Origin of the sequence: Streptomyces kurssanovii (genome assembly GCF_040677245.1) — a bacterium.
Lineage (GTDB): Bacteria > Actinomycetota > Actinomycetes > Streptomycetales > Streptomycetaceae > Streptomyces > Streptomyces kurssanovii.
In genome coordinates this window covers 42,728-66,786 of the sequence record NZ_JBFAQK010000037.1, presented here as the reverse complement: position 1 = coordinate 66,786, position 24,059 = coordinate 42,728, and the positions used below count along the sequence as shown (strand labels likewise).

Genomic DNA, 24,059 nt, shown 5'->3' with positions numbered 1-24,059 from the left:
GCAACTTCAGCCTCGCCGGCGTTTGAGGCGCGGGGGTCCGGGGGCGGAGCCCCCGGTTTCGGGAAGGGGCGGGTAGGGGAACAAGCCCGCCGAAGGCGCCACGCCCGCGCTACCCCCGCAGCCGCGCCACCGCGTCCGCCACCGTGAGCTCCTCCCGCTCCCCCGTCCGGCGGTCCTTCAGCTCCAGGACGCCCTCGGCCGAGCGGCGGCCGGCCACCAGGATCTTGGGGACGCCGATCAGCTCCGCGTCCGTGAACTTCACGCCCGGCGAGACGCCCGCACGGTCGTCGACCAGGACCCGCAGGCCCGCCGCGCCGAGCTGCTCGGCGACGTCGAGGGCGAGCTCGGTCTGCAGGGCCTTGCCCGCGGCGACCACATGGACGTCGGCCGGGGCGATCTCGCGGGGCCAGCACAGTCCCTGCTCGTCGGCGGTCTGCTCAGCGAGCGCGGCCACCGCGCGCGAGACGCCGACGCCGTACGAACCCATCGTCACGCGGACGGGCTTGCCGTTCTGGCCGAGCACGTCGAGCTGGAAGGCGTCCGCGTACTTGCGGCCGAGCTGGAAGATGTGGCCGATCTCGATCGCGCGGTCAAGCTTGAGGCCGGTGCCGCACGAGGGGCACGGGTCGCCGTCCTCGACGACCACGACGTCGAGGTAGTCGTCGACCTCGAAGTCCCGTCCGGCGACGACGTTCTTCGCGTGGAAGCCCGCCCGGTTGGCGCCGGTGATCCACGCGGTGCCGGGGGCGACGCGCGGGTCGGCGATGTAGCGGACCTTCTCGAGGCCCTGCGGGCCGACGTAGCCGCGGATCAGGTCCGGGCGGTCCACGAAGTCCTCCGCGGTGACCAGCTCGACCTCCGCGGGGGCCAGGTGGTCGCCCAGCTTGCCGAGGTCGACCTCGCGGTTGCCGGGGACGCCGACCGCGACGATCTCGCCGTCGACCTTGACCAGCAGGTTCTTCAAGGTCGCGGACGCCGGGACGCCCAAGTGGTCGGCGAGGGTCTCGATGGTCGGGGTGTCGGGGGTGTCCAGCTCCTCGACCGGGCCGTGCGCGGCGCCCTCGACCGGGGCGAGCGCGAAGGTGACGGCCTCGGTGTTGGCCGCGTAGTCGCAGGACGGGCAGTACACGAAGGTGTCCTCGCCGGCGGGGGCCGGCGCCAGGAATTCCTCGGAGGCGGAGCCGCCCATCGCGCCCGACACCGCGGAGACGATCTTGTGCTTGAGGCCGAGGCGCTCGAAGATCCGGACGTACGCCTCGCGGTGCAGGGCGTAGGAGCGGGCGAGGCCCTCGTCGGACGTGTCGAAGGAGTACGAGTCCTTCATCTGGAACTCGCGGCCGCGCAGGATGCCCGAGCGGGGACGCGCCTCGTCGCGGTACTTCGTCTGAATCTGGTAGAGGATCACCGGCAGGTCCTTGTAGGACGTGCACTGGTCCTTGACGAGCTGGGTGAAGATCTCCTCGTGGGTCGGGCCGAGGAGGTAGTCGGCGCCCTTGCGGTCCTTGAGGCGGAACAGCTCCGCGCCGTACTCCTCCCAGCGGCCCGTCGCCTCGTACGGCTCCTTGGGCAGCAGCGCCGGCAGCAGGACCTCCTGCGCGCCGATGGCGTCCATCTCCTCGCGCACGACGCGGGTGACGTTCTCCAGGACGCGCTTGCCGAGCGGCAGCCAGGACCAGATGCCCGCGGCGTTGCGGCGGACGTAACCGGCGCGCACGAGGAGCTTGTGGCTGAGCGTCTCTGCGTCCGCCGGGTCGTCGCGCAGTGTCTTGACCATCAGACGGGACATGCGCTGGACCTGGGCCATGGTGAACTCCTGCTCGGAACGTGTGATGTGCAGGAGGTTAGCCGGGGCGCGGCCGCAGGCGGAAATCAGTTCGCGCGGCGCAGGGGCAGCGGGGCGCCCATCACCACGTAGGGACTGGGGGCGCTGGGGAAGAGCACTTGGCCGGCGAGGTCCTGGTAGCCGAGCCTGCGGTACAGGGCGCGGGCCGGGCTCTCGGTGTCGATCGCGGACAGGATCGATCGGGGCAGGCCGCATCCGTCGGTGATGGTGGTGATCAGTTCGCGTCCGACGCCGCGCCCCTGGAAGCGGGGGTGGACGTGGAGTTCGGTGATGACGAAGGAGTCGTCGAGCCAGCCGTCGGTGCCGTTGCGGCGCAGATACGGCTCGACCACGGTGGACCACCAGTGGCTGCGGTCGTTGGGCATGCCGTAGACGAATCCGACGAGCTTGCCCTCCTCTGTGGTCGCTCCGAGCGCCCGGGCTCCCGGGTTCTGCAGGTGGCGCAGCACGATGTAGCGGCGGATGTCGATCTCGTCGTCGGTGAGCCCGAAGGCGAGCGCCTGCACGGCGAGCGCTTCGTCGACCCGCGCGGTCAGATCGAGCGGTTCGACGACGACGTCGGGGGCGTGCGAGCCGTCCTGGCTGAGTGCTGCCATGGGCCGAACCCTACTTGCCGTCGTGGCCGCTCAGCACAGGGCGCCGGGAATCAGAACAGCACGCTCATGAAGGCGCCGACCTCGCGGAAGCCGACCCTGCGGTAGGACGCCCTGGCTGCGGTGTTGTAGTCGTTGACGTACAGGCTGACGATCGGGGAGACGTCCGCCAGGGCGTAGCGCAGGACGGCCGCCATGCCGGTCTCCGACAGCCCCCTGCCCCGGTATTCGGGGTCGACCCAGACGCCCTGGATCTGGCAGGCCTGGGGGGTGGCCGCGCCGATCTCGGCCTTGAAGACGACCTTGCCGTCGTCGATGCGGGCGAAGGACCGCCCGGTGCCGACGAGTTCGGCGACGCGGGCCTGGTAGAGGAGTCCGCCGTCGCCGGCCATCGGCGAGACGCCGACCTCCTCGGTGAACATGGCCACGCACGCCGGCATGATCACGTCCATCTCGTCCTTGCGGATACGGCGGACGTCCGGGTCGGGCTCGATGTCGTCCGGCATCCGCTCGGTGATCATGAGCGGCTGGTTGGCGCGTACGTCCCTGGCCGGGCCCCAGTTCGGTTCGAGGAGCCGCCACAGCAGGGCGGTGGGCTCCGCGGGGCCCACGATGGACGAGCAGCGGCGGCCCGCGCGGCGCGCGCGGTCGGCGAAGGCGCGTACGGCTTCCGGGGTGGCGCAGATGGGCACGAGGTTGGCGCCGGAGTAGCACAGGGAGCGCAGCTGTCCGTCCGCGTAATAGCCCCACATCTCGCCCCCGAGTCGCCACGGGTCGAGTCCGGCGACCTGCACACGGGCGGTGACGAAAGCATTCGTCACGGGCTCGCTCTCGAGGATGGCGAGCGCTGCGCCGAGGTCCCCCGGGCCGAGGACCCGGGTGGTGGTCTGCGTCAACACGAGGGCGCCTCATCACACGGTTTGCTGGTTCTGGCACTGTACCCGGCACGTCCACGGCGTGGCGCGTGCACGAGAAGACCCCGCCGACCGGAAGGGCGACGGGGCCTTGTGGATCCGGGTGCCGGGGGGCTCTGGCGCGAGCCCTCCGGCGGGGTCCTGGTGGTGCGGGTCAGGCGCCGGGCTCGCCGACGGCGACCACGTCGGGGGTGCCGGAGGCGACGCCGTCCTTCTCCATCTGCTCCGCGATCTTCAGGGCCTCTTCGATGAGGGTCTCGACGATCTTCGACTCCGGCACGGTCTTGATGACCTCGCCCTTGACGAAGATCTGTCCCTTGCCGTTGCCGGAGGCGACACCGAGGTCGGCCTCACGGGCCTCGCCGGGTCCGTTGACCACGCAGCCCATGACGGCGACGCGCAGCGGGACCTCCATGCCCTCGAGTCCGGCGCTGACCTCGTCGGCGAGCTTGTAGACATCGACCTGGGCGCGGCCGCAGGAGGGGCAGGAGACGATCTCCAGCCGGCGCTGGCGGAGGTTCAGCGACTCCAGGATCTGGATGCCGACCTTGACCTCCTCGGCCGGCGGCGCCGACAGGGAGACGCGGATCGTGTCGCCGATGCCCTCGCTGAGCAGCGCCCCGAAGGCGACGGCGGACTTGATGGTGCCCTGGAAGGCGGGACCGGCCTCTGTGACACCGAGGTGCAGCGGGTAGTCGCTCTGCGCGGCGAGGAGGCGGTAGGCGTTGACCATCACGACGGGGTCGTTGTGCTTGACCGAGATCTTGATGTCGCGGAAGCCGTGCTCCTCGAAGAGGGACGCCTCCCACAGGGCGGACTCGACGAGCGCCTCGGGGGTGGCCTTGCCGTACTTCTCCAGCAGGCGACGGTCCAGGGAGCCCGCGTTGACGCCGATCCGGATCGGGGTGCCGGTCTCGCCGGCGGCCTTGGCGATCTCCTTGACCTTGTCGTCGAACTGCTTGATGTTGCCCGGGTTCACCCGCACCGCGGCGCAGCCGGCGTCGATGGCCGCGAAGACGTACTTCGGCTGGAAATGGATGTCCGCGATCACCGGGATCTGGGACTTCCTGGCGATGGTGGCCAGCGCGTCCGCGTCGTCCTGGGTCGGGCAGGCGACCCGGACGATCTGGCAGCCGGAGGCCGTGAGCTCGGCGATCTGCTGGAGGGTGGCGCCGATGTCGGACGTCCTGGTCGTCGTCATCGACTGCACGGAAACGGGCGCGTCACCGCCGACGGCGACGGAGCCGACCTGGATCTTCCTGCTGACCCTGCGGTCGGCGAGCTTCGTCGGAACGGACGGAATTCCGAGAGAAATTGCAGTCATCTGCTGTGCAACCCCAAGGTGTGGATCGTGGTCCCGGATCGGCGGGCTCCAGCCCTTGAGATTACGGCACTGGCGTTCGGCGGGGCACATCGGACACCGAAGTCCACCCAAAGGTGACGGCCGGGCACGAAGCGCGCCCGGCCGTCACAGGAGTCCCGCGGGGGAACCGCTCAGCTGATCTTCACGGGGTTGACGATGTCCGCCACCAGCACGAGCAGCGTGAAGCAGATGAAGATTCCCGCCACCACATAGGCGACCGGCATCAGCTTCGCCACGTCGAACGGGCCCGGGTCGGGGCGCCGGAAGACCTTGGCGATGTTCCGCCGTACCGACTCCCACAGCGCTCCGGCGATGTGACCGCCGTCGAGCGGCAGCAGGGGCAGCATGTTGAAGAGGAACAGCGAGAGGTTGAAGCCGGCGAGCAGCATCAGGAAGGTCGCGACGATGTTGGTCGTCGGCACGTCGAGGTTGAGCACCTCACCGCTGATGCGGGCGGCACCGACGACCCCGACCGGGGAGTCGTCCTTGCGCTCACCGTCGCCGAAGGCCGCGTCCCACAGGTCGGGGACCTTGGACGGCAGGGCGACGATGGCCTCCGCGCCGTTCTCGATCATGCCGCCCATGCGGTCGACGGAGTCGCCGAACGACAGCGGCAGAATCTCCGTCCTGGCGGCGAAGCCGAGGTATCCGGCCGGGACGAACTCCTCGGGGATCACCTCCCCGTCCTCGTCCTTCTTCGCCACCGTGTTCTCGATGAGCGTGGCCTTCAGGACCTGCTCCGTGCCGCCGCGCTCGACGGTGATGGTAGCGGGGCCGATCGTCTCCCGGATACGGGTCGACAGCGTGGCCCAGTCGTCGACGGGCTTGCCGTTGAACGCGACGATCTTGTCGCCCTCCCGCAGCCCGGCGGCGAACGCCGGCGACTCGGGGTCGCTCTTCGCGCAGGTGTCGCGCTTCTCGCTCTGCGCGATGACGCACTTCTGCACGCCGGCGACCTCGGTGGTCTGCGTCGGCGAGCCGAAGGTCATCATCACGCCGAGGAAGATCGCCACGGCGAGGACGAGGTTCATGAACGGGCCGGCGAACATGACGATGACGCGCTTCCACGGCTTGCGCGTGTAGAAGAGCCGGGTCTCGTCGCCGGGCTTCAGTTCCTCGTACGCGGCGGAGCGCGCGTCCTCGATCATTCCGCGCCACGGCGAGGTGGAGCGGGCCTCGATGCGGCCGTCCTCACCGGGCGGGAACATCCCGATCATGCGGATGTAGCCGCCCATGGGGATGGCCTTGATGCCGTACTCGGTCTCGCCCTTGTGCCGTGACCAGATGGTCGGGCCGAAGCCGACCATGTACTGGGGCACGCGGATGCCGAAGAGCTTGGCCGTGGAAAGGTGGCCGAGCTCGTGCCAGGCGATGGAGAACAGCAGCCCGACGGCGAAGAGCGCGATGCCCAGAATGGTCAACAGAATGGTCATGCGCGAGCCTCCGCCGTTGCCTTCGCTGCCGTCTCACGGGCCCTGGCCCTGGCCCAGGTCTCCGCTTCGAGTACGTCCGCCACCGTCAGGGAAGTTCCCGACGCGGGGGTGCCGTGTGCGGCGACCACCTCGGTGACCGTATCCATGATGGCGTTGAACGGCAGCCGTCCGTCGAGGAATGCCTCCACACACTCCTCGTTCGCGGCATTGAACACCGCCGGCGCCGTGCCCCCCAGCTCCCCGACATGACGGGCGAGACCCACCGACGGGAACGCCTCGTTGTCCAGCGGGAAGAACTCCCACGTCGAGGCGGTGGACCAGTCGAACGCGGGGGCCGCGTCCGGCACCCGCTCCGGCCAGCCCACACCGATCGCGATCGGCCCCCGCATGTCGGGCGGCGTGGCCTGGGCGAGCGTCGAACCGTCCGTGAACTCCACCATCGAGTGAACATACGACTGGGGGTGGACGACGACCTCGATCCGGTCGAAGGGGATGTCGTAGAGCAGATGCGCCTCGATGACCTCGAGGCCCTTGTTGACCAGCGTCGCGCTGTTCACCGTGATCACCGGGCCCATCGCCCAGGTGGGGTGGGCGAGGGCGTCCTCGCGGGTCACACCCGCCAGCTCCGCCCTGGTCCGGCCGCGGAAGGGGCCGCCCGACGCGGTCACGACCAGCTTGCGCACATCGCCGCGGGTGCCGGCCGCGAGCGCCTGGAAGAGAGCGGCGTGCTCGGAGTCGACAGGGATGATCTGCCCGGGCTTGGCGAGCGCCTTCACCAGCGGGCCGCCGACGATGAGCGACTCCTTGTTGGCCAGCGCGAGGGTCCGGCCGGCCTCGAGGGCGGCCAGGGTGGGGGCGAGACCGATGGAGCCCGTGATGCCGTTCAGGACGGTGTGGCACGGGGAGGCGGCGAGCTCCGCGGCGGCGTCCGGGCCGGCCAGGATCTCCGGCAGCGGCTCCGCCCCGTACAGCGCGGCGAGCGCCTCGCGCAGCGCGGGCACGGCGTCCTCACGGGCCACCGCGACCGTCCCGGCACGCAGCTTGCGCGCCTGCTCGGCAAGCAGACCGACCCGGCCGCCGGCGGCGGACAGGGCGGTCACCCGGAAACGGTCGGGGTGACGCAGCACGAGGTCGATGGCCTGCGTACCGATGGACCCGGTGGAGCCGAGGACGACGATGTCCCGGCGGCCTTCGGAGGGATCGAAGACGATGTGCGGGTCCGCGAGGGGAGATGGGCTGTCGCTCATCCCCCCATTGTGGCCGTACTCCCTGTCCGCGTTGACAGGGAGTACCCGGCGGGCCGCCATGATCGGGCCGCCGCGGCCGTGGCCCGTCAGCGGATCGGGCGGTGAACGTTCTCCTTCGCCGTAGGGCCGGGCGTGGCGTCCGCGATCCACGGGCCTTCGCCGCTCGCGTCGACGACGCCCTCCTCCAGCCAGGTGTACGTCCCGGAGAGCACACCGCCCACGACCTTGCGGTCGAGGTCGTCGGTGTTCGACCAGAGGCGGGTGAACAACTCCTCGACGCGGATCCTCGCCTGGCGGCAGAAGGCGTCGGCGAGCTGGTAGGCCTCGCGGCCGTGGTCGTCGGACGCACGGAGCATGTCCGCGCGGACGCAGGCCGCGCTCATCGCGAACAGTTCGGCCCCGATGTCGACGATCCTGCCGAGGAAGCCCTGCTTGGTCTCCATACGCCCCTGCCAGCGGGACATGGCGTAGAAGGTCGAACGGGCCAGCTTGCGCGAGCTTCGCTCGACGTACCGCAGATGCGTGGACAGGTCCTGGTGCCCGGCGGGGTGGAACTCGGCGTACGTACGGGGCAGCTGGCCCGGTCCGGTGACGAGTTTGGGAAGCCAGCGGGCGTAGAAGGCGGCCGCGTTCGCCCCGGCCCGGGCCTTGGCGGACATCGGCTTGTCGGGGTCGATGATGTCGCCGGCGACGGCCAGGTGCGCGTCCACCGCCTCACGGGCGATGAGCAGGTGCATGATCTCGGTCGAGCCCTCGAAGATGCGGTTGATGCGCAGATCACGCAGCAACTGCTCGGCAGGGACTGCGCGTTCGCCGCGGGCGGCCAGCGACTCGGCCGTCTCGAAACCGCGGCCGCCGCGGATCTGGACCAGCTCGTCCGCCATCAGGCAGCCCATCTCGGACCCGTAGAGCTTGGCGAGCGCGGCCTCGATGCGGATGTCGTTGCGGTCCTCGTCGGCCATCTGGGAGGCCAGGTCGACGACGGCCTCCAGGGCGAAGGTGGTCGCGGCGATGAAGGAGATCTTCGCGCCGACGGCCTCGTGCCTGGCGACCGGCTTGCCCCACTGCTCGCGCACCGCCGACCACTCGCGGGCGATCTTCAGGCACCACTTGCCGGCTCCGACGCACATCGCGGGCAGGGAGAGCCGGCCGGTGTTGAGCGTGGTGAGCGCGATCTTCAGGCCCGCACCCTCGGGGCCGATGCGGTTCTCCGCGGGGACGCGCACCTGGTGGAAGCGGGTGACGCCGTTCTCGAGTCCGCGCAGCCCCATGAAGGCGTTGCGGTTCTCGACGGTGATGCCCTCGCTGTCGGCCTCGACGACGAAGGCGGTGATGCCGCCCTTGTGGCCCTCCGACTTCGGCACCCGTGCCATCACGACGAGCAGGTCGGCGACGACACCGTTGGTGGTCCACAGCTTGACGCCGTCCAGGACGTAGTGGTCGCCGTCCGGGACGGCCGTCGTGGCGAGGCGGGCCGGGTCGGAGCCGACATCGGGCTCGGTGAGCAGGAAGGCGGAGATGTCGGTGCGGGCCAGCCGCGGCAGGAACTTCTGCTTCTGCTCCTCGGTCCCGAACTGCTTCAGCGGCTGGGGCACACCGATCGACTGGTGCGCGGACAGCAGCGCGCCGATCGCCGGGTTCGCGGAGCCGACGAGGGCCAGCGCCTTGTTGTAGTACACCTGGGTGAGGCCGAGGCCGCCGTACTTGGGGTCGATCTTCATGCCGAGCGCGCCGAGCTCCCGCAGCCCGTTGATCACCTCGTCGGGAATCTGTGCCTCGCGCTCGATGCGGGCGCCGTCGATCTCCGCTTCGCAGAACCGGCGGAGTTTGGAGAGGAACTCCTCGCCCCGCCGGGTGGCCTCGCCGGTCGGCATCGGATGGGGATGGATCAGGTCGAGCCGGAAGCGGCCGAGGAACAGCTCCTTGGCGAAACTGGGCTTCCGCCAGTCCTGTTCACGCGCCGCCTCCGCGACCTGTCGCGCCTCGCGCTCGCTGATCTTCGGGGTGTGGGGCTGATGCAGGGGCTTGTCCGTAGGAGCGGACATTGAGGCTCACCTCGCCGCGAATCGGGGACCGCCGGGTCGATGACCGGCCGGTGGCTACTCGTTCGTAGTACCCGATTCCCGGCACCTCCACCAGCCCGCGTACGGCACCCGGGAGCAGTCCCGGACCGCCGGAGTCCCGCCCTGCGCGCTCCCCGCACGCACCTGACCTGCGGCAACGCTGTCGTCATCGACAACTCGCCCGGTTCTGCACGCAGCCGTCCCCGTCTTGCTGCCCGTGAAGCCGTTCGGTGCCCTACGGGAACACGCCCGGGAGACGCCGTCCTGAGATCCGGCACGGCGCGCACTGCACGAAGACCGCCCCGGCACCGGACGCCCGGCACCGGGTGATCGCCCGCCGGAAGAGCCGGGCCGTGCAGGCCCGGCCGGCGGAGGACCGAAGTCCCCCGCTCCTCAGAACGTGTTGCGCAGCCGCAGCCTCATCGGGCGGCCGTCCGGATCGATGACCACGCGGTACAGCGGCGTCGCGAGAAGCCGCTGCGCCCGCGAGAGCTCCGGCGGCCGGTAGGTACGCAGACGTCCGGGCGGCCTGGGACCGGACCGGCCCCTTTTGTGCCAGGAGTCCAGAGCGGCCGCCGCCGTCGCGAAGGCGTCGAAGGCGCCCACCGGATCGCACAGGACGTCGCGGGCCCGCGGGTCCCCGGGTTCCTCCCGGTCCAGGTGCTCGCGCATGAGCCGCAGTCGGAGGTTCCTGGCGAAGGGACGTGCGCCGTCGCCGAGGCCGGCGGGGTCCCGCGGTTCCCGGTGGTCCGCCGTCTCGTCCAGAACGGCGCAGCTGAGTTCGGAATCGTGCGTCCACGAGCGCAGGTTGATGTTGTCGGAGCCCACCGCGGCCCACACGTCGTCGACCACGCACACCTTGGCGTGCACGTACACCGGTGTCCCGGCGTGGTTCTCGAGCCCGTACACGGCGACGCGCCCGCTGCCCGCCCGCCGCAGTGTCTCCAGCGCGGTGATGCGGCCGATCAGGTTCATCGGCAGCGTGAGGGCGCCGTCCTGCTCGGGGAGGGAGGGGATGACGGCGATGAGGCGCAGCCCTGGGTTCATGCGCAGCGCCCGGGCGAAGTACCCCACCACCTGCGGGGACCACAGGTACTGGTCCTCCAGGTAGATCAGTGCCCGGGCCCGCCGCAGTGCCTTCAGGTAGGCGCGGGCGATGCTGCGTTCCCCGTCGGGGGCGAAGTCGTAGCCCCGCAGCAGCCGGTTGGGATAGGTGCGCAGCACCTGCACCGTGTGCGTGCCGCACGGCGAGGGATCGGGCAGCTGAGGGGGCAGTGGGTTGGCGTGGACGTCCTCCCGGTGCAGCAGTTCGCGCAGCCGGGACAGCGGGCTGCGGCTGAGGGGCGCGGGATCGGTCCAGCGTTCCCGGAAGACGGTCTCGATGTCGCCGACCGCGGGGCCGCGGATCGCGAGCTGGACGTCGTGCCAGGGGGGATGCGGTCCATAGGCCTTGGCCATGGGCTGGGAGCGGTCGTCGCCGCCATGGTCGATGTCGTCGTTGCGGCTGTGCGACAGGTCGATGCCACCGATGTACGCGACGTCGAGCCCCGGGCGCCCGGGGTGGCGCAGGACGACGCACTTCTGGTGATGCGTCCCGCCGGGACGGACCCGCATGTCCAGCAGGTACTCGCCGCCCCCTGCCCGGACCTCCTCGCCGAGGTGACGGTTCTCCTCCTCGCTGAACTGAAGACTGTCCAGGTGGGACCGCCACACCAGACCTTTGACGACCACGCCGCGCTCGGCCGCCTCGCGCAGCACGGTGCCGATCTCGGTCCCGGGGCCAGAGAGACGCTCGTCGGGATCGCCGCGCCAGTCGGTGAACAGCAGCAGGTCTCCGGCACGCAGAGCGCGAACGGCGGCAAGCAGCTCCGCGAAGTAGGCCGCGCCGTGGACGAGAGGGCGTACGTCGTTGCCGGCCGACCATGCGGCCCCGTCAGGACGCCGACGGTCCAAACGGGTTGCGGGATTGCCTCGCTCACCGGCCGTCAGCAGCCAGTCGACGGATTCCACGGACGGCACCTCCGACCTGCGACCGCAGGGCACCACGTGACCGTTTCTTCGTACCACTCCGGGCCCGGCCCCGCAGCCGCTGCCCGCTCGGGCCGGCATCCGGCGCCGCTGGGGCCGTGCGCACGCTCCGCTGGAGGGCGCTGGGTGGTTCCGCACGGGCCTCTTTCCGACCCGGAGCGTCGTACTCGTCGATGAACCGGTGCGCTCGGCGGTAGCTCAGTAACCAGGGGCCACCTCCTCGGCGGCGCGGCCCTCTCCCGCCATGAACCGCCAGACCAGGGCGTGCCCCAGGACGATCAGGGCGATCAGTGCGAGGGCCGCGGCCTGAATGGGGCGGAGCCCGATGTGGTGGGCGAGTGCGGGGAAGGCGCCCACAACAGCGATCAGGACGTAGAGCAGCGCGGCACCGGCCTGCTGCCAGGTGACGAAATGGTCGCCACGGGCGCGGGCCAGCAGCCGCAGGGTGCACACGCAGCCGACCACGGCGAGCGCAATGAAGGCCGCCCGCCAGACCTCAGGCTGCTCGGTGCCGCCGACCTGGGCGAAGAGGCCCATCAGGGCAGGGAGCAGGAAGGACAAGTAGATCCCGCCGACGACGCGGCGCAGGGCCGGGTCGCGCATCCACTCGGCATGGCCCTGGACGACGTTCCACCACAGGCCGACCAGGGTGAAGCAGGTGGCGGAGAACAGGGCGTAGAAGGTGCTGACATCCATGGTCGACGAGCATCGCAGCGCTCCCGGCCCTGGCAGGCACCACACGCTTGCTCTCGCTCCGCCCTGCCGGTACGGAGTAGCCGCCGACACACGTGGCATACCCACCGGTCAGCGCCCGTGTGAACGAAGACGGCCGGAGCCCCCGCACAGTGGGCTCCGGCCGTCGGTCGCGGACGTACGCGCGTTACAGCGCCAGTCCGGTGAGGACCAGCACCCGCTCGTACGTGTAGTCGTCCATCGCGAAGGCCACGCCCTCGCGGCCGACGCCGGACTGCTTGGCGCCGCCGTACGGCATCTGGTCGGCGCGGTAGGACGGGACGTCGCCGACGATCACGCCACCGACCTCGAGGGCACGGTGGGCGCGGAAGGCGGTCTGCACGTCGTGCGTGAACACACCTGCCTGGAGGCCGTACTTGGAGTCGTTGACCGCCGTGAACGCCTCGGTCTCGCCGTCGACCTTGGTCACGGTCAGGACCGGGCCGAAGACCTCCTCGCAGGCGAGGGTGGCGTCGGCCGGGACGTCGGTCAGCACGGTCGGCGCGTACGTGGCGCCGTCGCGCTTGCCGCCGGTGAGCAGCTTGGCGCCGCCCTGCACCGCCTCGTCCACCCACGCCTCCACGCGCTTGGCGGCGTCCTCGCTGACGAGGGGGCCGACGTCGGTGGCGGCGTCGGACGGGTCGCCGGTGACCTGGGCCTCGACAGCCGCGACGATCTTCGGCAGCAGGCGGTCGTGGACGGTCGAGTCGGCGATCACGCGCTGCACGGAGATGCAGGACTGGCCGCCCTGGTAGTTGGAGAAGGTGGCGATGCGCGTCGCCGCCCAGTCCAGGTCCTTCTCGCTCGCGAAGTCGGCGAGGACGACGGCCGCGCCGTTGCCGCCGAGTTCCAGGGTGCAGTGCTTGCGCGGGACCGAGTCCATGATCGCGTAGCCGACCTTGTCGGAACCGGTGAAGGAGATCACCGGCAGGCGCTCGTCCTGCACCAGGGCGGGCATCTGCTCGTTCGGCACGGTCAGCACGGACCAGGAACCGGCGGGCAGGTCGGTCTCCGCGAGCAGCTCGCCGAGGATCAGCCCGGACAGCGGGGTCGCCGGCGCGGGCTTCAGAATGATCGGCGCGCCGACCGCGATCGCCGGAGCGATCTTGTGGGCGCAGAGGTTGAGCGGGAAGTTGAACGGCGCGATGCCGAGCACGACACCCTTGGGGAAGCGGCGGGTCAGCGCGAGACGGCCCTGGCCGCCGGCGTCGGTGTCGAGGCGCTGGGCCTCGCCGCCGTTGAAGCGGCGGGCCTCCTCCGCGGCGAACCGGAACACCGAGACGGCCCGGCCGACCTCGCCGCGGGCCCACTTGATCGGCTTGCCGTTCTCGGCGGAGATCAGCTGCGCGATCTCCTCCGTGCGCTCGACCAGGCGCCTGGACACGTGGTCGAGGGCGGCGGCGCGGACGTGGGCCGGCGTGGCGGCGAACTCGTCGCGCACGGCGTACGCGGCGGCGACGGCCTCCTCGACCTGGTCGGCGGTCGGTACGGAGACCTTGCCGACGAGGCGGCCGTCCCACGGGGACGTGACGTCGAGGGAGGTCTCGCCGGTGGCCTGGCGGCCGGCGAGCCAGAAGGCGTGGGTGGAAGTCATGCGGAGTCCCGGCCCTTCCGAAGTAGTGGGGTCTGCTCGGTTGCTCTCTCCACACGGTAGGGCCGCGCGTCCGCCGGGTCGTTTGTCCGGCATGGAGTGGTCGTCCGTCCCGGCTGGCCGCTTTGGCGAGTCAGCGGCGCCTTTCCGTGGACACGATCAGACAGACCCCCGCCACGACCACGACGCCGCCCACCGCGATCGGCCAGGACAGCCGCTCGTCGAGGACCAGTGCTCCGAGCAGCACGGCGACCACCGGGTTGACGTAGGCGTAGGTGGCGACGAGCGAAAGCGGGGCGTTGTGCAGCAGCCACGCGTACGCGGTGAACGCGAGGAGCGAGCCGAAGACGACCAGGTAGGCGAGCGCGACCCAGGAGCGGGTGGAGACGTCGCCGAGCGCGAAACCGTGGTGTTCGCCCCTGCCGAGGGCGACGAGGGCGCAGCCGACGCCGCCCGCGACCATCTCGTAGGCACTGGCGGCGAACGGGTCGGCCGGCATCGGGATGCGGGAGGACGAGAAGGAGCCGATCGACCACATCAGGGTCGCCGCGATCACGGTGAGCACGCCGGTGATGCGCACGTCACCGCTGAGGCCGGGCAGGGTCAGCACCGCGAGCCCCGCGAGTCCGAGCGCCACGCCGCCGTAGGCGCCGGGGCCGGGACGCTCGCCGGACGCCCTGCGCAGGACGACGACCCACGCGGGGACCACGGCGATCAGCAGCGCGGCGAGCCCGGAGGGGATGGACGTCTCCGCGAGGACGACCAGGCCGTTGCCGCCCAGGAGCAGCAGCAGGCCGACGACGGCCGCGGAGGCGAGCTGACGCCTGGTGACCTTGAGCGCGGACGGGCCGCGCCGCCAGGCGACGAGCGCGGCGAGGACCAGGCCGGCGACGACGAACCGGATCGCCGCGGAGACGAACGGCGGCATCGTCTCGACGACGATGCGGATGCCGAGGTAGGTGGAGCCCCAGACGACGTACACGATGACGAGGGCGGCCGAGACGGCTCCGGAGAGCCGGCGGCGGGCGGGGGCGGGCCGGCGCGCGGTGAGATCGCGCGCGACGGACGCCGGCTCGGTGGCGGGGTTTGTCATGAGCAGGAGACTAGAGAGACGGGAGGCCCGGAACCAACAATCCTGCCCGGAAGCGGGCAGGATCCGGCGCGTTCGGCGTTCCGTTCCGATCCGACGTCGATCCCGACGTCGATCCGACTTCGATCCCGACCGCCGCGGATCAGGGACTGCCGCGGACCGGAACCGCCGCGGACCGGAACCGCCGCCTACCCGGGCCGGTGCGGCTCGCCCGTCGCCTTGAGCGCCAGCCACAGCTCCATGCGCGCGTCCGGGTCGTCCAGTGAGCGGCCGAGGATCTCCTCCACCCGGCGCATCCGGTACCGCAGCGTGTGACGGTGCACGCCGAGGTCGGCCGCGGCGGCGTCCCACTGGCCGTGGCGCGACAGCCAGGCCCGCAGCGAGGCGACGAGGTCGCCGCGGCCGGTCGCGTCGTGCTCGTGCAGCGCGCGGAGCATGCCGTCCGCGAACGCGCGCACCGCGTCGTCACCGAGCAGGGGCACGATGGATCCCGCCGCCAGCTCCTCGTGCTCGACGAGGGCGCGTCCGCGCCGCCGGGCGACCGAGAGCGCCTGCTCGGCCTGCTTGTACGCGCCGGCGGCCGCTGTCGGACCGGTGGGCGCGGAGAGTCCGACGTAGATCTCGGCCTCGTCGGCGTCCTTGTCCCCGAAGGCCGCCAGGCAGGCGGCGGCCACCGCTCCGCCGTCCACGGCGAGCAGCACCGTGCGGCCCTCCGTCCCGTCGGGGACGGCGAGGAAGGTCTCCCCCGCCCGGCCGGCTGCCGACTCGACCGACTCGGCGAACGCGCTCAGCGCCGCCGGCCGGTCACCCGCGCCGGTGTCCGGGTCGCCGGCGGTCTCGGCGATGAGCAGCCGGAACGGGGCGTCGAGGAGCCCGCCGTACAGGTCACCGGCGACGGCTCTGGCATGGTCCGGCTGGCCGGACAGCAGCATCCGCAACACCGCCGCGCCGAGCCGCTGTTCGGCGGCCTGCAGCGACCGGGACTGCTCCGTCGCCAGGGTCAGCAGGGCGACCGCCGAATGCACGGCGTAGCGCTCCGCGGTCCCGAGCGGGGCCCCGGTGCCGACGGCGAGGGCGCCGCGGACCCGGCGCCCGGTGCCGAGCGACTGGAGCTCGACGCGGTCGTCGTCCTCCGTGCCGCCGACCACGGCGCTCGCGGGCGCGGCCCGCTCGCGCAGCCGCTCGACGTCGGTGGTGAGACGGGCCGCCCGCCGGGCCGCCCAGTCGGGCGCGGCGGCGACGACGGCGCCGGAGGTGTCGTACAGCGCCGCCCAACCGTCGATGTGCGCGGCGAGCCGCGCGACGACGGCACCGGGCCCCTCGGTGAGCGCGGCCCGGGTCAGCTCGCGCTGTGCCTCGAACCCGGCGGTCACGGCCCGGTACTGGTCGGCGGCGATGGCCGCGGAGACGGCCTTGCTGATCGCGAGGAACGGGGTGCGGCGCGGCACTTCGAGCAGCGGCAGCCCCTCCTCCCTGGCGGCCTCGACGAGGGCCTCGGGAATGTCCTCGTAGTAGACGCCGACCGCGAAGCCCAGACCGACGACTCCCGCGCCGACCAGCCTGCGCACATAGCGGCGCATGGCCTCGCGGTCCTCCGCGTCGAGGGTCATGGCGGTCACGAGCAGCAGCTCGCCGCCCTCCATGTACGGCACGGGGTCGGCCAGCTCGCTGACGTGTGCCCACCGCACCGGTGTCTCGAGCCGGTCCTCTCCGGCACGCACGGTGAGTTTGAGCGCCGAGTGCTGGACGAGCGAGGCGAGGGTGGGCGGCATGGGACCTGGGGCCCTTCGAAAGGGGACGGCGGTTCGGATTTCGCCGTCCCGTATGAACGGCGTACGTCGATTCTGCCAGGGCGTAGCAGTCCCCGGCCGTCGGCCGTCCCCCGCCCGGGATACCGGCCGCCCCCACTCGGGGCCGCGCCGCCGGTGTCCCCGCTCAGGTCCGCAGGTCCACCAGCAGCGGCGGCGCGTGCTCGCCCCGTACGGACGTCAGCGACAGCACCGCGTGGCCCGCGGGCACCGAGTGCGCGAGGTCGGACGCCGACCAGCGGGCCCGTTCGACCTCACGCACGGTGACCGCCTCCGCGGTGGCCGCCTTTCCGGTGACCAGGCGGCGCATCATGTGCAGCGCCTTCGTGAGGGGCTCGTCGGAGATGATCTGCCGGTTGGTGACGTCGCGGGTCTGGACCCACTCGGTGCCCCAGGTCTCGGCGAACCGGCCGCCGTCCCAGGGAGCGAGGCCGGAGAAGGCCATCCGGCAGCCGACGGCGCCGAGCAGGGGGCCGCGCAGCGGCTCGGGTACGTCCTCGAGGGTGCGCAGCGAGAGGACGACGCCGGCGTTGGCGGAGCGCAGCCGTTGCAGCGCGCGCACCGAGTCGGCGGTGACGGTGCTGGTGGCGTCGTCCAGTACGAGACAGGCGAAGAGCGAGCGGTCGGAGCGGGTGAGCGCCGCCTCGGTGAACTGGGCGAGCACCAGCCGGGCGATGATCCGTGAGGCCTCGGCGTGGCCGCGCTCCGGCAGGTCGACGCGCACCCGCAGCGGGTGCTCGATGGCGCGCAGCGAGAACGTCCGCCCCTCGCCGTCGCTGCGGAAGAACGAGGCGAACGCCGGCCGGTCGAGGAAGGCGATCCGTTCCGCGAGGAGCACCCCGATGTCGTCCCCGCGGGCCGACTGCCGTTCCCGGGCGTCCAGTTCACGCAGCTGCGACGCCTCCCCCGCCTGTTCGAGTGCCGTGCGCAGCGCGGCGAGGGCGGCCGGCGCGCCGCCGAGCAGTTCCCGCAGTTCGGCGACGGCGGGGAAGTGTCCGTGCACACTCCGGTAGGGGCCGATGAGCTGGGCCAGCGCGGTCGCGGCGCGCCGGCTGTCGCCGCCGGGCAGACCGGCGGCGAGGTCCCCGACGAGCGCCTCCGCGAGGATCCGGGCGGCCTCGTCCGGATCCTCCGCGCCGCCGTAGAGGTCGAGGTCATGGGTCGATTCCGGGCGGCCGACGGAGACCACGAGGTCGAAGTCGCCGTCCGTGGCGACGGCGGCTCCGTGGGCGGCGACGGCCACGACGGCGGCGCGGTTGGCGAGCGCCAGCAGACACAGGGACTCGACGACGGGCCGTACGAGCCGCACGCTCTTGCCGGACCCGGACGGCCCGACGGCGAGCAAGGAGGTGCCGAGCAGCGCGGGTTCCAGGGCCACGCCGGTGGTGCGGCGGGCGTACGGGTTGCGTGCGTCGTCGACGACGGTGCCGATCTTGACCTGGCCGGTCGCCAGGTCGTGCGTCGCGGTGCGCACCGGCAGGTCCCGCAGGCCCGACGGGTGGGCGCAGGCGGCGGGGCCGTGCCTGCGTACGGTCTCGGCGAAGGCGGCGAGCCGCTCCGGCCGGGCGTGGACGCCCTGCCAGGCGCGCCGGATCCGCGCGTAGTCCACGTCGCCGAGGGTGCCGGCCCGGGCCGCCTCGGCGAGCCGGTCGGCGGCCTCGGCCAGCCCGGCGCTGCGCAGCTCCGGCCACTCGGCGGGGTCCTGCGGCGGTGGCGGGGCGTCGGCCACCTGTCCCGCCGCCCTCGCGCGCCTGCGCCGCACGGCCGGCCAGGTGCCGGCCCGGCCGACCACGGCGACGACCGTCGCCGCGAGGAGTACGTAATAAAGGTTCGAGAACCAGGTGAGATACGTGACGGTCCGCGGCATTTCACGCCAGACGCCCGGCAGGAACACGAACAACGGCCACAGCGGCACTCCGTATCGCTGCCAGACCTCCTGCCAGTTACCGACCCGGCCGAAGCCGATGGCGAGCAACCCGAGCACAAGGCCGTAATAGACATAGCTGACCAGGACGTACAGCTCGAAGTCCGGATGTTCAGGCAGCCACGAGTTGTCGGGGACCAGCCAAAGCATGGGCAGCAGCCACCAGTTGTCGACGAAGAACCACCATCCCTCGAGGTAGCGGTTCCACAGCAGCGACCAGAGCAGCCAGCCGCACAGGTAGGCGACGAAGGCTCCGCCGAAGAGCTGCCGGGCGGGCACGAGGTCGGGTTCCTCTTCGGGGCGGTCGCGGTGGCCCAGCCGCCAGATCCCGGGGGCCGCCGCGGGCCGGGGCACGCGTAGCCACTCCGCGACCTTGGGCCGGGTGGCCGGGGCATGGCCGGGCCGGGCGGGGGTGCCGGGCGGCACGGACGGTACCTCCGCCGGTGGACCGGCGGGACGTGGCACGGGATTGGCACGTGTGCCGCGTGCGTCGTATGTGCCTTCGGATTCCATGAACCGCTGCCCCCTGACCAGCCAGGCCCGCTCTCTGCACGGTCAATCTAGTGCGTGCGCCCGTGGGCGGACGGCACACCGGGCCATGATCCCGTTTCCCGCGGGGCCCATGGGCTGCGCGCCGTGCGGAACCGGCCGGATTTCGCCCTCTCCTGCCCGTCCCGCGCCTCCGGGACCGGGCACGCCCGTGCGCCTATGGCCGTGGCGGACAACGACACACCCCCAATACTCCCGATCGGCGCATGCCCGCACCGGCGCGACGCCCCTAGCCTGCGGAGAAAGACAACAAGCGTCCGGATACACCCCCAGGAGCCCCTCATGACCGCAATCCCGCAGGAGCGCCGCGTCGTCACCGCCATCCCCGGCCCGAAGTCGATCGAGCTGCAGGCCCGCCGTACCGCGACGGTCGCCGGCGGGGTGGGGTCCGTGCTGCCCGTGTTCACGGCTCGCGCGGGCGGCGGGATCATCGAGGACGTCGACGGCAACCGCCTGATCGACTTCGGCTCCGGCATCGCCGTGACCTCGGTCGGCGCCTCCGCGGAGGCCGTCGTACGCCGGGCGAGCGCCCAGCTCCAGAACTTCACGCACACCTGCTTCATGGTGACGCCGTACGAGGGCTACGTGGAGGTCTGCGAGGCGCTCGCCGAGCTGACCCCGGGCGACCACGCCAAGAAGTCGGCGCTGTTCAACTCGGGCGCGGAGGCGGTCGAGAACGCCGTCAAGATCGCGCGTGCCCACACCAAGCGCCAGGCGGTCGTCGTCTTCGACCACGGCTACCACGGCCGCACCAACCTCACGATGGCGCTGACCGCCAAGAACATGCCGTACAAGCACGGCTTCGGCCCGTTCGCGCCCGAGGTGTACCGCGTGCCGGTGGCGTACGGCTACCGCTGGCCGACCGGCCCGGAGAACTGCGGCCCCGAGGCCGCGGCACAGGCCATCGACCAGATCACCAAGCAGATCGGCGCGGAGAACGTCGCCGCGATCATCATCGAGCCGGTGCTCGGCGAGGGCGGCTTCATCGAGCCAGCCAAGGGCTTCCTGCCCGCGATCGTGCAGTTCGCGAACGACAACGGCATCGTCTTCGTCGCCGACGAGATCCAGTCCGGCTTCTGCCGGACCGGCCAGTGGTTCGCCTGTGAGGACGAGGGCGTCGTCCCCGACCTGATCACCACGGCCAAGGGCATCGCCGGCGGTCTGCCGCTGGCCGCCGTCACCGGCCGCGCCGAGATCATGGACGCCGCGCACGCCGGCGGCCTCGGCGGCACCTACGGCGGCAACCCGGTGGCCTGCGCCGGTGCGCTGGGCTCCATCGAGACGATGAAGGAGCTGGACCTCAACGGCAAGGCGCGGCGGATCGAGGAGGTCATGAAGGGCCGCCTGACCGCGATGCAGGAGAAGTACGACATCGTCGGCGACATCCGCGGCCGCGGCGCGATGATCGCGATCGAGCTGGTGAAGGACCCCGCGACGAAGGAGCCCAACGCCGAGGCCGCCGGCGCGCTCGCCAAGGCGTGCCACGCGGAGGGCCTGCTCGTCCTCACCTGCGGCACCTACGGCAACGTGCTGCGCTTCCTGCCCCCGCTGGTGATCGGCGAGGACCTGCTGAACGAGGGTCTCGACATCCTCGAGCAGGCGTTCGCCCGCCTCTGACCGGCGGCGACGGAGTCACTCTGTGAAGAAGCTGTGGGGGGCCGATGGCGGGATGGAGATCCGGCTGTTGGTCCCCTTCCGCCTGACGTACGGTTTCTGCAGATGAGAGAAACACCCCGCTCGCAGGAGACTGCGGGCGATCCCAGGCCGGAGCCTCCCCAGCCCCGACCTGGTCGTGCCCTCGCGCACACCACTGGAGCTGCAGGCTCCGGAACTCCTCACCGATCGGATGGCCGCCCGCCCCAAACCCCCCGGGGCGCGCGGCAAACCGGTCCGGCCGGCCACCTCGGAACCACCCCCCCTGTTCCGATGTGGCCGGCCTCTCGGCGTTCCCGGGCCGCCGTCCTCCTCTGCGTCACGCTCTTCGCGCTGATCACCTGGCAGGTGGCCGTCGAGGGACCTCTGTTCTCCGCGGACGTGCGACTGGGCCGTGCGCTGTTCGGCGCCGGGCCCGCCACCCTCACCGAACTCCTCGCCGATCTCGGCAGCACGGCCGTCGCGCTGCCGGTGCTCGCGGCGGCGGCCGGACACAGCCTGCTGCGTGAGAGACGGCGCCGGCTCCCGCCGCTGGCGGCCCTGGCCGCGATGGCGGCGGTGCCCGCGCTGGTCGTCCCGCTGAAGCTGTGGATCGCCCGTCCCGCCCCCCTGGAGGCGGGCACCGGCTGGTACCCGTCGGGCCACACGGCGACCGCGATGGTCGCCTACTGCGGGGCCGCGCTGCTCGTCACGCCGTACCTGCGCCGGAGATGGGCGATGCCCGCCGCGGGGGTGCTCACCCTTGCGACGGGCATCGGTCTGGTGCTGCGCGGCTACCACTGGCCGCTGGACGTGCTCGGCAGCCTGTGCCTCTTCGGGGCGCTGCTGCCGTTCCTCAACTCCATCTGTAGGCGTCGAAGTTCCGCGAGAACTCGAACTGGTTGAAGCGGTCCCAGTTGATGGACCAGGTCATCAGGCCGCGCAGGGCCGGCCAGGTGCCGTGAGTTCGATACGAGCCGCAGGCCGTGGCCACGTTCTTCGTCAGGCAGTCGAGCGCCTTGTTCACCTCGGCGGGCGAGGTGTGGCCGTTGCCCGCCTGCGTGGAGGCCGGGAGTCCGATCGCCACCTGCTCGGGCCGCAGGGCGGGGAAGAACTTCGCCTGGTCGCCGGCGACCGGGAAGCCGGTGAGGAGCATGTCGGTCATGGCGATGTGGAAGTCCGCGCCGCCCATGGAGTGGTACTGGTTGTCCAGGCCCATGATCGAGCCGGAGTTGTAGTCCTGGACGTGCAGCAGGGTGAGGTCGTCACGCAGGGCGTGGATGACCGGGAGGTACGCGCCGGCGCGCGGGTCCTGGCCGCCCCAGGGGCCGGAGCCGTAGTACTGGTACCCGAGCTGGACGAAGAAGGTCTCCGGGGCCATGGTGAGCACGAAGTCCGGGCCGTACTTGGCCTTGAGGGTCTTGAGCGCCGAGATCAGGTTGACGATCACGGGTGAGGTGGGGCTGCGGAAGTCGGTGTCGCCGGTGTTGAGTGACAGGGAGTGGCCCTCGAAGTCGATGTCGAGGCCGTCGAGGCCGTAGTCGTCGATGATCTTCGAGACCGACGTGACGAAGGCGTCGCGAGCGCCCGTCGTCGCGAGCTGCACCTGCCCGTTGGCGCCGCCGATGGAGATCAGCACCTTCTTCCCGGCGGCCTGCTTGGCCTTGATCGCCGCTTTGAAGTCGGCCTCCGACTCCACGTTCGGGCATTCGGCGACGGGGCAGAGCTTGAAGCGGATGTCGCCGGAGGTGACCGAGGTCGGTTCGCCGAAGGCGAGGTTGATGACGTCCCACGAGTCGGGGACGTCGGCCATGCGGGTGTAGCCGGAGCCGTTGGCGAAGCTGGCGTGCAGATAGCCGACGAGGGCGTGGGCGGGCAGATCGCCGCCGGTGTCACCGCCGCCGGAGGTCGTCGTGGCGCTGACGGCGGGGGACTTGGCCGACTCACCCGCCTCGTTGGCGGCGGAGACCTGGAAGCTGTAGGTCGTGGCGGCGGTCAGCCCGGTGACGGTGGCGGACGTGCCGCCGACGGTCGCCACCCGCGCCCCGTCCCGGTAGACGTGGTAACTAGTCGCGCCGGCCGAGGAGTTCCAGGTCAGCGGTACGGAGGTGGAGCCGGGGCTGCCGGCGCGCAGGCCGGCGGGCGCGGCCGGGACGGTGGCGGGGTCGCCGCCGGGGCCGAAGAGGGAGATGTCGTCGGCGTGGTAGGCGGGTGTGCCGTACCAGCCGTGGGTGTACAGCGTCACGGAGGTGGTCGAAGGCCCGGTGCGGAACGAGGTCGTCAGCTTCTGCCAACCGGGCGCCGACGCCGTCCAGGTGGAGACGTCGGTGGTCCCCGTGCCCGACGCGCCGAGGTAGACGTAACTCCCCTGGACCCAGCCGCTGAGCGTGTAGTCGGAGTTGGGCTTCACGGTGGCGGTCTGTGCGCACTTCGCGTTGTCGCTGCCGGCCGGGGTGGCCTTGAGGGCGGAGGTGCCGCCGTGGGTGGGCGAGGAGACGGCGACGCCGCTGCCCGCGCTGCAGGTCCAGCCGGTGAGCCCGGCTTCGAAGCCTCCGTTGCGGGCGAGTTCGGTGTCGGCCGCGGCCGCCGACCCGGTGGTGGCGACGAGTCCTGTGACGGCGAGGACGGCTGCCGCAACGGCAGCCGTAAGTCTTGTGCGGTCCACAACAGCCTCCGGGCATGGGGGGATTCGAGTGCGGCGGCCACAACATGGTCCAGACCAATCGGGTTGTCAAGACCTCTGGCACTTCCCGGGCCGCCCACGCGCGCTCAGTCCCTGTCGCCGCGCGCGAGCCCGGCGGCGGCCTCGTGCATCGCGAGTTCGAGCAGGGAGGGATCGGTGAGTGTCCCGGAGCCGTCCGGAGGGATCAGCCAGCGCACCCGGTCCGCCGTCCTGCCCGGATACGGCACGACGATCCACGTGCCCTGCCCCGCCGTCCGGATGCCCGTACCCAGCCACCGCCCCGCGGTGCCGGGCGGTACGAAGAAGCCCATGCGGGACTCACCGAATCCGGAGAGCACCGGACCCGGCCGGTCGACCAGCCGGGTCAGCACATCGAGCGTGGGGTACCCCAGCTCCCCCGGCAAGATCAGTACGTCCCAGCGCCGGCCGGCCGGCAGGAGGGCGATCCCGTGCCGGTTCCGCTCCCACTCCCACCGGCAGGCCGCCGGATCCGGCGCCACCGCCGCCAGCCACTCCATCGCGATCCTGGCGCTCGCTTCGCTCATGGTCCGGTCTCCGTTCGTGTG

General features: G+C 71.7%; 17 protein-coding genes. 2 read left to right on the top strand and 15 right to left on the bottom strand.

Going from position 1 to position 24,059, the window contains the following annotated elements:
- Positions 1–109 precede the first annotated feature (109 nt).
- The 13 genes from AB0K36_RS23610 to AB0K36_RS23550 form a co-directional block, all read right to left on the bottom strand.
- On the bottom strand, positions 110–1,804 hold the full coding sequence (locus AB0K36_RS23610) for a proline--tRNA ligase (protein WP_364597697.1): 1,695 nt from the start codon (positions 1,802–1,804) through the stop codon (positions 110–112).
- A gap of 65 nt (positions 1,805–1,869) precedes the next feature.
- A complete protein-coding gene (locus tag AB0K36_RS23605) occupies positions 1,870–2,439 on the bottom strand; it encodes a GNAT family N-acetyltransferase (RefSeq protein ID WP_364597694.1) in 570 nt (189 codons plus the stop codon).
- Positions 2,440–2,489: 50 nt separating this feature from the next.
- The gene (locus tag AB0K36_RS23600; RefSeq protein WP_364597714.1) at positions 2,490–3,332 is read right to left on the bottom strand and encodes a GNAT family N-acetyltransferase; all 843 of its coding nucleotides are present in this window, start codon (positions 3,330–3,332) and stop codon (positions 2,490–2,492) included.
- A 172-nt stretch (positions 3,333–3,504) separates the two neighbouring features.
- Positions 3,505–4,674 (bottom strand): flavodoxin-dependent (E)-4-hydroxy-3-methylbut-2-enyl-diphosphate synthase, encoded by a 1,170-nt coding sequence (gene ispG, locus AB0K36_RS23595; RefSeq protein WP_189473325.1) that lies wholly within the window; start codon positions 4,672–4,674, stop codon positions 3,505–3,507.
- 170 nt (positions 4,675–4,844) lie between these two features.
- Positions 4,845–6,146 (bottom strand): M50 family metallopeptidase, encoded by a 1,302-nt coding sequence (locus AB0K36_RS23590; RefSeq protein WP_189473326.1) that lies wholly within the window; start codon positions 6,144–6,146, stop codon positions 4,845–4,847.
- Positions 6,143–7,393 carry a 1-deoxy-D-xylulose-5-phosphate reductoisomerase gene (gene dxr, locus AB0K36_RS23585; RefSeq protein WP_189473327.1) on the bottom strand — a complete coding sequence of 417 codons (1,251 nt, stop codon included), beginning with the start codon at positions 7,391–7,393 and terminating at the stop codon, positions 6,143–6,145. The genes AB0K36_RS23590 and dxr overlap by 4 nt, the downstream gene beginning before the upstream one ends.
- Positions 7,394–7,479: 86 nt before the next feature.
- Positions 7,480–9,438, bottom strand: a complete 1,959-nt coding sequence (locus AB0K36_RS23580; RefSeq protein WP_364597690.1) for an acyl-CoA dehydrogenase family protein — start codon at positions 9,436–9,438, stop codon at positions 7,480–7,482.
- A 411-nt stretch (positions 9,439–9,849) separates the two neighbouring features.
- Positions 9,850–11,466: a phospholipase D family protein gene (locus AB0K36_RS23575; protein ID WP_364597687.1), complete on the bottom strand. Its 1,617-nt coding sequence runs from the start codon at positions 11,464–11,466 to the stop codon at positions 9,850–9,852.
- 216 nt (positions 11,467–11,682) lie between these two features.
- Positions 11,683–12,180, bottom strand: a complete 498-nt coding sequence (locus tag AB0K36_RS23570; protein WP_364597684.1) for a hypothetical protein — start codon at positions 12,178–12,180, stop codon at positions 11,683–11,685.
- A gap of 184 nt (positions 12,181–12,364) precedes the next feature.
- The gene (locus tag AB0K36_RS23565; protein ID WP_364597681.1) at positions 12,365–13,810 is read right to left on the bottom strand and encodes an aldehyde dehydrogenase family protein; all 1,446 of its coding nucleotides are present in this window, start codon (positions 13,808–13,810) and stop codon (positions 12,365–12,367) included.
- A 130-nt stretch (positions 13,811–13,940) separates the two neighbouring features.
- The gene (locus AB0K36_RS23560) at positions 13,941–14,900 is read right to left on the bottom strand and encodes an EamA family transporter (protein WP_364597678.1); all 960 of its coding nucleotides are present in this window, start codon (positions 14,898–14,900) and stop codon (positions 13,941–13,943) included.
- Positions 14,901–15,085: 185 nt separating this feature from the next.
- Positions 15,086–16,669 (bottom strand): PucR family transcriptional regulator, encoded by a 1,584-nt coding sequence (locus AB0K36_RS23555; protein ID WP_364597675.1) that lies wholly within the window; start codon positions 16,667–16,669, stop codon positions 15,086–15,088.
- Between the two features lie 163 nt (positions 16,670–16,832).
- Entirely contained in the window at positions 16,833–19,055 is a 2,223-nt protein-coding gene (locus AB0K36_RS23550; RefSeq protein WP_364597672.1) for a type IV secretory system conjugative DNA transfer family protein, read from the bottom strand.
- A 405-nt stretch (positions 19,056–19,460) separates the two neighbouring features.
- On the opposite strand from AB0K36_RS23550, the gene gabT reads away from it, so the two are divergent.
- Together gabT and AB0K36_RS23540 are read left to right on the top strand one after the other, a co-directional pair.
- Positions 19,461–20,795: a 4-aminobutyrate--2-oxoglutarate transaminase gene (gene gabT, locus AB0K36_RS23545; RefSeq protein ID WP_364597670.1), complete on the top strand. Its 1,335-nt coding sequence runs from the start codon at positions 19,461–19,463 to the stop codon at positions 20,793–20,795.
- 102 nt (positions 20,796–20,897) lie between these two features.
- Entirely contained in the window at positions 20,898–21,716 is an 819-nt protein-coding gene (locus AB0K36_RS23540; protein WP_364597667.1) for a phosphatase PAP2 family protein, read from the top strand.
- Here AB0K36_RS23540 and AB0K36_RS23535 read toward each other — a convergent pair.
- A complete protein-coding gene (locus tag AB0K36_RS23535) occupies positions 21,667–23,475 on the bottom strand; it encodes a chitinase (RefSeq protein WP_364597664.1) in 1,809 nt (602 codons plus the stop codon). The genes AB0K36_RS23540 and AB0K36_RS23535 overlap by 50 nt on opposite strands.
- A gap of 104 nt (positions 23,476–23,579) precedes the next feature.
- On the bottom strand, positions 23,580–24,038 hold the full coding sequence (locus AB0K36_RS23530; protein WP_364597661.1) for a bifunctional DNA primase/polymerase: 459 nt from the start codon (positions 24,036–24,038) through the stop codon (positions 23,580–23,582).
- Positions 24,039–24,059 lie beyond the last annotated feature (21 nt).

Excerpts from the sequence above, each read along its gene's own strand:
- AB0K36_RS23610 (WP_364597697.1), bottom strand. The coding sequence starts at position 1,804 with ATGGCCCAGGTCCAGCGCATGTCCCGTCTGATGGTCAAGACACTGCGC.
- dxr (WP_189473327.1), bottom strand. The coding sequence starts at position 7,393 with ATGAGCGACAGCCCATCTCCCCTCGCGGACCCGCACATCGTCTTCGAT.
- AB0K36_RS23570 (WP_364597684.1), bottom strand. The coding sequence starts at position 12,180 with ATGGATGTCAGCACCTTCTACGCCCTGTTCTCCGCCACCTGCTTCACC.
- AB0K36_RS23580 (WP_364597690.1), bottom strand. The coding sequence starts at position 9,438 with ATGTCCGCTCCTACGGACAAGCCCCTGCATCAGCCCCACACCCCGAAG.
- AB0K36_RS23530 (WP_364597661.1), bottom strand. The coding sequence starts at position 24,038 with ATGAGCGAAGCGAGCGCCAGGATCGCGATGGAGTGGCTGGCGGCGGTG.
- gabT (WP_364597670.1), top strand. The coding sequence starts at position 19,461 with ATGACCGCAATCCCGCAGGAGCGCCGCGTCGTCACCGCCATCCCCGGC.
- AB0K36_RS23590 (WP_189473326.1), bottom strand. The coding sequence starts at position 6,146 with ATGACCATTCTGTTGACCATTCTGGGCATCGCGCTCTTCGCCGTCGGG.
- AB0K36_RS23555 (WP_364597675.1), bottom strand. The coding sequence starts at position 16,669 with ATGCCGCCCACCCTCGCCTCGCTCGTCCAGCACTCGGCGCTCAAACTC.
- AB0K36_RS23560 (WP_364597678.1), bottom strand. The coding sequence starts at position 14,900 with ATGACAAACCCCGCCACCGAGCCGGCGTCCGTCGCGCGCGATCTCACC.
- ispG (WP_189473325.1), bottom strand. The coding sequence starts at position 4,674 with ATGACTGCAATTTCTCTCGGAATTCCGTCCGTTCCGACGAAGCTCGCC.
- AB0K36_RS23565 (WP_364597681.1), bottom strand. The coding sequence starts at position 13,810 with ATGACTTCCACCCACGCCTTCTGGCTCGCCGGCCGCCAGGCCACCGGC.
- AB0K36_RS23605 (WP_364597694.1), bottom strand. The coding sequence starts at position 2,439 with ATGGCAGCACTCAGCCAGGACGGCTCGCACGCCCCCGACGTCGTCGTC.
- AB0K36_RS23540 (WP_364597667.1), top strand. The coding sequence starts at position 20,898 with ATGAGAGAAACACCCCGCTCGCAGGAGACTGCGGGCGATCCCAGGCCG.